Raw genomic sequence first — 6,964 nt, forward strand, 5'->3', positions numbered from 1 at the left:
CGACTTCGTTCTGGTACAGGCCATCAATGACCGTTCGCAGCAACTGCCCCGCCGCCAGTTGTTCACGGCTGACTACCACGCTCAGAGCTTCGTCGGGCTCGCGGGTCAATGGATAAGTTGCCTCGACGCTACCATCGGCGTTGGTCACCTCGATGTAGCGGTCGGTTGGCCAGCGCTTGAGCTTGGGCAATGCGTGCAATTGCTCCTCGGCGGGCTGGCCGGAATGTACTTCGCCGGCCTGCAGTTCGCGGGTCAGCTGGCGCAGTTGACGGGAGAGACGCACGCGTTCCACCGTGTCGCGCAGACGCTCCGGCAACGCCAGGTTATCGTTGAACGCCCGGAGCAATTGGTCATGACTGGTGCCACTGAGCCGACGCATGTTATCGAGGTCGCTGTCGGTGAATTCGCTCAGGTGCGGGTCGATGCGTTTGAGTGCGTACGCAGAACTGCCCCACTCCTCGGGCTCTTCGCCAGGAATGCGCCAGCCCCCCTCAACGTGTCGGGCCAACTCCGGGGCATAGGCGTCAGCGCGACTGGCATGCTCCAGACGCCACAGGCTGGCATCGGCATCGTAACTGCCGGCAAAGAATCGATGATCGACACGCCCAAGGGTTTTGTGGCCCACCTGATAAAACTCCTTGGAGCTGGCATCAATGGTGAATCCCGCCGGGAGTGAATGCTCATAGGCAACGAGATCGGGCTTCCACAGACGTGCCTTGCCTGCGTGATTGAGGATGGCCCGAAATTGCCCGAAGAACTCCGGGTGCGAGCGCAGCAGTTTGCCGCCCAGCGTGCCCAACGCCTTCTGCCCGCCGGCAAACGCCGCCATCAGCGCGATGTTCTCCACCACGCTGAGCAGGTGCGAAAGCGCTTGCTGATGATCGCCACGCTGCCAGTCTTCGACCCCTTCATACACTTCGCCGAGCAATTGCCCGACCGCAACGCCCATCATCAGTTGGCCAAGGACCGGCACAAACATGCCCGCCACTGACGCAATGGTCACGCCCAGCTGGAGAAAATCCAGCAGACGTTTCTGGCGTGCGTCCTCATCGATATCTGCCGTCGGCACTGCCAGTTTGCGCGCATCGATCTGTAATTTGCCGACGTGACTCTGCACCATGAAATCAAAAAGCGGGACACTCATCGACAGTTGCTTGATGAGGCCCAACTCGCCTTTTTCCTCGAACGTTTTGAAGAAATCGGCCTTGTCATCCTCATCAAGGCATCGACCGAAATAATCCTTGTAGTCCGGTTTGCGCAGTTGTTGCGTGAGATAGTTTTTGAAGGCATTGAAGCTCGGATATTCGTACAACGCCCTCTCGGGCTCGCCCGCCATGTAGACCAGGCAGCCATCCTCGGGGTGCTCCTGCACCGAGCGCGCGCAGAACACCACGACGCCCCACACGCAGCTGTCCAGTATCTCGATGCCCTGCATGATCATCGGGTCGTTGCCGTGGCGCAGGGTTGCCGACGCCACGCCCTGGGCGTCAATCAGATCCTGCAGCATGCGCAATCCCTGCGGAGTGATATCAGCCTTGAGCGCGGCCAGATGGGCGTCGAGCTGCAACAGGCTTTTTTTCATCGCGCCAATGTCGCGGGTCAGGACACTGCTGGTCACGACTTTGCCGTCGGCATCGCGCAGGCCGAAGACTTGCTGGAAATGTTGCTGATATTTCTTGCCCAGGTCGAGCGTGCGGCACAACGCGGCGAACGCCTGCGGTGTCAGGCCCTGCACTCCCGCAGGCGCACTGGCAATGCGCACGGCACTGCCGGACGGGAAACCATCGGCTTGCTCCTCGTCTTCAGTGAAGTTTTGCATCGCCGCCTGCAGCAGGGTTTGCGCGGCGTGTTTTACGACATCGATACCCGCCTGGTTGGTCGCCGTCGCATCGCAGCCGCAATCGTCACCCGGCAGACTGAGCACATCCTGTTCGACGTCATAGACCGCCGGCCACTTGGCGTTCAACGCAGCGGTGAGTTCTTTTTTGCAGAAACCGCGCAACGATTGCAATCCGGCCAGATCCTTGGCCACTTTGAGCTGCAGGCGATGCAGCTCGCGAGCGGTCTGATCCAGCGTCGCCAGCGTGTCGGTCGAAGCCTTGAGCAAATAAGGCGGCAGACTTTTCTCCAGGGCCTCGGCCGTGTCGAGGTCTGCGGTGGCTTCCAGCAGCGTGCCGAGCACTGAAGATGGAGCAAGGTTTTGTTTCTGTTGCTGCACTGACATGGCAATAGTCCTTTATTGCTGTTGGGGCTTTCGACCTTAGCGATGGTGTGAATGAATTGATAATGGAAAAAACTGCTGGCAAATGCCCCAAACACACGCAGTTTTTCGGCCTATAAAACAGCCCGCTACCGCCCCGCAAAAAAAACCGGCTAACGCTGCCAGGGCGCCCTCTAGCAACGACCTGCAGAGGCCGTAGCGCCGCGCTTATAACTTATCGATCTAAAACTCCGCCTACCGTGACAGGTCAGTTTCTGAGTACCCGCACTTTTCGCGTGGTACGGCTTGACCTTCCCCAACGGAAAAACCGGTAAGGACTTTATGTGCGGATTAGCTGGCGAGTTACGTTTTGATCAACAACCTGCAGACCTTGCAGCGATCGAGAGAATCACCCATCACCTGGCCCCTCGCGGCCCCGACGCGTGGGGCTTCCATGCCCAAGGGCCGATTGCCCTGGGTCATCGACGCCTGAAAATCATGGACCTGTCGGACGGCTCGGCGCAGCCGATGATCGACAGCCAATTGGGCCTGTCCCTGGCGTTCAACGGTGCGATCTACAACTTCCCGGAACTGCGCGCAGAGCTTGAAGCACTGGGTTATGCCTTCTATTCGGGTGGCGACACCGAAGTGCTGCTCAAGGGTTATCACGCCTGGGGCGAGGCACTGCTGCCGAAACTCAACGGCATGTTCGCCTTCGCCATTTGGGAGCGTGATGCCCAGCGCCTGTTCATCGCTCGTGACCGTCTCGGCGTGAAGCCGCTGTACCTGTCGCGCACTGGCCAACGCCTGCGCTTCGCCTCGGCACTGCCGGCGCTGCTCAAGGGCGGCGACATCAACCCGATCCTCGATCCGGTGGCGCTCAATCACTATCTGAACTTCCACGCGGTGGTGCCTGCGCCGCGCACCTTGCTGGCAGGTATCGAAAAACTGCCGCCGGCCACCTGGATGCGCGTTGAGGCCGATGGCCGCACTGAGCAGAAAACCTGGTGGACCCTGACCTACGGCCCGAATGAAGACGAGAAAAACCTCAATCTGGAAGACTGGGTCGATCGCGTCCTCGACAGCACCCGCGAAGCGGTGGCGATTCGTCAGCGTGCGGCAGTGGATGTCGGTGTGTTGCTTTCCGGCGGTGTCGATTCGAGCATGCTCGTCGGCCTGTTGCGCGAAGTCGGCGTAGAGAATCTGTCGACTTTCTCCATCGGTTTCCAGGATGCCGGCGGCGAGCGCGGCGACGAGTTCCAGTACTCGGACCTGATCGCCAAACACTACGGCACTCGCCACCATCAGTTGCGCATCGACGAGAAGGAAATCATCGAGCAACTGCCCGCCGCCTTCCGCGCAATGAGCGAACCGATGGTCAGCCACGACTGCATCGCGTTCTATCTGTTGTCCCGCGAAGTGGCCAAGCACTGCAAAGTGGTGCAGAGCGGCCAAGGCGCGGACGAACTGTTTGCCGGTTACCACTGGTATCCGCAGGTCGACGGCGCGGCGGATCCGTACGCCGCTTATCGCGATGCATTCTTCGATCGCAGCTACGACGACTACGCGGCGACCGTTCAGCCGAAATGGCTGGTGGACCATGATGCGGCGGGCGATTTCGTCAAACAGCACTTTGCCCAGCCTGGCGCCGAGGCTGCCGTGGACAAGGCGCTGCGTCTGGACAGCACGGTGATGCTGGTCGATGACCCGGTCAAACGCGTCGACAACATGACCATGGCCTGGGGCCTGGAAGCGCGTACGCCGTTTCTCGACTATCGACTGGTCGAACTGTCGGCCCGTGTGCCGGGCAAATTCAAGCTGCCCGATGGCGGCAAGCAAGTGCTGAAAGAAGCTGCGCGTCGGGTCATTCCAAGCGAAGTGATCGACCGCAAGAAAGGCTATTTCCCGGTGCCGGGTCTCAAGCACTTGCAGGGCGACACGCTCAACTGGGTTCGCGAGCTGCTGCTGGATCCGAGCCAGGATCGCGGCCTCTTCAACCCGTCCATGCTCGACAAGCTTTTGACTGATCCGCAAGGCCAACTGACCCCGTTGCGCGGCTCGAAACTGTGGCAACTGGCGGCCCTGAACCTGTGGCTCAGTGAACAAGGAATCTGATTGATGAAACCCCATGCCACGTCCATCAACCAACGCCTGTTGCGTGGTCAGGCCCCCTCGTATGAACGTTTGCAGGCGCGCCTGGCCGAAGACGGCAGCGAGCCTGCCAGCGCCCCGATTGCTGTGCATTGCGGTTGGGGCCGGCTGCTGATCGGTCACACCTTTCCCGACCCGGCGCCGCTGGCGCAGGAGCTGCTCAACGAGCAGCCCGGCGAGCGCGATATCGCCCTGTATGTTGCCGCACCGCAGCAGATTCTCGGCCTTGAGCCGACGCAGCTGTTTCTCGATCCATCCGACACCCTGCGTTTGTGGTTCAGCGATTACCGGCAGGCCACGCGGGTGTTTCGCGGCTTCCGCATTCGTCGTGCGCAGAGCGAAACCGACTGGCAGGGCATCAACCGTTTGTACCAGGCGCGCGGCATGTTGCCGATCGATCAGGAGTTGCTCACCCCGCATCATCAGGGCGGCCCGGTCTACTGGCTGGCGGAAGACGAAGACAGCGGCGCGGTGATCGGCAGTGTCATGGGCCTCAATCATGAAAAAGCCTTCAACGATCCGGAACATGGCAGCAGCCTGTGGTGCCTGGCGGTCGACCCGCATTGCTCGCGCCCCGGCGTCGGCGAAGTGCTGGTGCGACATTTGGTCGAGCACTTCATGAGTCGCGGCTTGGCTTATCTGGATCTGTCGGTGCTGCACGACAATCGTCAGGCGAAAAACCTTTACGCCAAACTGGGTTTCCGCAACCTGCCGACCTTCGCCATCAAGCGCAAGAACGGCATCAACCAGCCGCTGTTTCTCGGCCCGGGGCCGGAGGCGAATTTCAATCCTTACGCGCGGATCATCGTCGAAGAAGCGCATCGACGCGGTATCGACGTGCAAGTCGATGACGCCGACGCCGGGCTGTTCACCCTCAGCCACGGCGGCCGTCGCGTGCGCTGCCGCGAGTCGCTGAGCGATCTGACCAGTGCGATCAGCATGACCCTGTGCCAGGACAAAAGTCTGACCCACAAGGTGCTCAAGGCCGCAGGCCTGAAACTGCCGGCGCAGCAACTGGCGGGCAATGCCGACGACAACCTGGCCTTCCTCGATGAGCACCAACGGGTGGTGGTCAAGCCTCTCGATGGCGAACAGGGCCAAGGCGTCGCGGTGGATCTGCGCACCATCGAAGAAGTGCAGAAGGCTATCGAAACCGCCAAGCAGTTTGACAGTCGTGTGCTGCTGGAGAGCTTCCACGAAGGCCTTGATCTGCGCATTGTGGTAATCGGTTTTGAAGTGGTGGCGGCGGCGATTCGCAAGCCCGCCGAAGTGGTCGGCGATGGTCAGCATTCCATTGGTGCGCTGATCGAAGCACAAAGCCGCCGCCGGCAAGCCGCCACCAGTGGCGAAAGCAAGATTCCGCTGGACCACGAAACCCAACGCACGCTGCATGCGTCCGGTTACGACTACAGCAGCATCCTGCCGGCCGGCGAGCATCTGTTCGTGCGGCGCGCGGCCAACCTGCACACCGGCGGGACGCTGGAAGACGTGACCGACATTCTTCATCCAACGCTGGTCGACGCGGCAGTGCGCGCGGCGCGAGCGCTGGATATTCCGATGGTCGGGCTCGATCTGATGGTGCCGGCAGCGGATCAGCCGGAGTACGTGTTCATCGAAGCCAATGAGCGCGCCGGCCTCGCCAACCATGAACCGCAGCCGACGGCGGAACGCTTTGTCGATCTGTTGTTTCCGCATAGTCAGCCGGCTGTCTCTTGAACCATCGTTGTTCCGGCTGACGCCTTCGCGAGCAGGCTCGCTCCCACAGGGGGAATGCATTCCAAATGTGGGAGCGAGCCTGCTCGCGAAGAGGCCCTGAACGTCACCACCAATTTTCCTCATCGAAACCATCGGTGTGCACAACCCATCAGGAGTTTCCATGACCATGACCACACAAATCCCTGAACCGGATCTGGCTTACCTGCAAAAAGTCCTGCTGGAAATGCTCGCCATTCCCAGCCCTACCGGGTTCACCGACACCATCGTGCGCTACGTCGCCGAGCGTCTCGAAGAGCTGGGCATTCCGTTTGAAATGACCCGGCGCGGCACGATTCGCGCGACGTTGAAGGGCAAAAAGAGCAGCCCTGACCGCGCAGTGTCGGCGCACCTGGACACCATCGGCGCCGCCGTGCGTGCGGTGAAAGACAACGGTCGCCTGACCCTCGCCCCGGTCGGTTGCTGGTCGAGCCGTTTTGCCGAGGGCAGCCGGGTCAGCCTGTTTACCGACACTGGGGTGATTCGCGGCAGCGTGTTGCCGCTGATGGCGTCCGGGCATGCGTTCAACACCCAGGTCGATGAAATGCCGATCAGTTGGGACCATGTCGAGCTGCGTCTGGACGCCTACTGCACGACCAAGGCCGATTGCGAGTCGCTGGGCATTCATGTCGGCGACGTGGTGGCCTTCGATCCGCTGCCGGAGTTCACCGAAAGCGGCCATATCAGCGCCCGCCACCTCGACGACAAGGCCGGCGTTGCCGCACTGCTTGCCGCGCTCAAGGCGATTGTCGACAGCGGCCAGGAACTGAACATCGATTGCCATCCACTGTTCACCATCACCGAGGAAACCGGCAGCGGTGCAGCGGCGGCATTGCCGTGGGACGTCAGCGAGTTTGTCGG

The 6,964-nt window shown here is 61.0% G+C and carries 4 protein-coding genes; 3 read left to right on the plus strand and 1 reads right to left on the minus strand.

What is annotated here, in order from left to right:
- The coding region (locus OQK_RS30340) for a dermonecrotic toxin domain-containing protein (RefSeq protein ID WP_038860454.1) at window positions 1-2,224 on the minus strand (2,224 nt) is incomplete at its 3' end.
- Window positions 2,225-2,542: 318 nt separating this feature from the next.
- Between OQK_RS30340 and OQK_RS02385 the strand changes: the two genes are divergently transcribed.
- From OQK_RS02385 to OQK_RS02395, 3 genes are all read left to right on the plus strand, one after another.
- Window positions 2,543-4,315, plus strand: a complete 1,773-nt coding sequence (locus OQK_RS02385; protein ID WP_016770943.1) for an N-acetylglutaminylglutamine amidotransferase — start codon at window positions 2,543-2,545, stop codon at window positions 4,313-4,315.
- Window positions 4,316-4,318: 3 nt separating this feature from the next.
- Window positions 4,319-6,067 carry an N-acetylglutaminylglutamine synthetase gene (gene ngg, locus OQK_RS02390; RefSeq protein ID WP_016770944.1) on the plus strand — a complete coding sequence of 583 codons (1,749 nt, stop codon included), beginning with the start codon at window positions 4,319-4,321 and terminating at the stop codon, window positions 6,065-6,067.
- 166 nt (window positions 6,068-6,233) lie between these two features.
- On the plus strand, window positions 6,234-6,964 hold a 731-nt coding region (locus tag OQK_RS02395; RefSeq protein WP_038861075.1), incomplete at its 3' end, for a M20/M25/M40 family metallo-hydrolase.

This window comes from Pseudomonas sp. R62 (assembly GCF_000257605.1).
In the GTDB taxonomy this organism is placed as follows: Bacteria; Pseudomonadota; Gammaproteobacteria; order Pseudomonadales; family Pseudomonadaceae; genus Aquipseudomonas; species Aquipseudomonas atacamensis.